The 204-nt window shown below is 34.3% G+C and carries 1 pseudogene; it reads left to right on the forward strand.

What is annotated here, in order from left to right:
- Positions 1-201, forward strand: a pseudogene (locus BT993_RS07160) (hypothetical protein); the annotation flags it as partial.
- Positions 202-204 lie beyond the last annotated feature (3 nt).

Here is a 204-nt window from a genome sequence, read left to right on the forward strand (position 1 = left end):
AAAGATGCAGTAATTACTGGAATAGAAAGTAGAACTTCATCGCCTATTAGAATAAATAGAGATGATAAATATAACGCTAGTGTTAAAGGATTAATACCTTGTGGAGAAGGTGCAGGATATGCTGGAGGTATAATGAGTGCAGCAGTAGATGGAATTCGTTGTGCTGAAGCAATTATAAATTCAATACTTGAAGATAAATAGGAG

Source organism: Streptobacillus ratti, assembly GCF_001891165.1.
In the GTDB taxonomy this organism is placed as follows: Bacteria; Fusobacteriota; Fusobacteriia; order Fusobacteriales; family Leptotrichiaceae; genus Streptobacillus; species Streptobacillus ratti.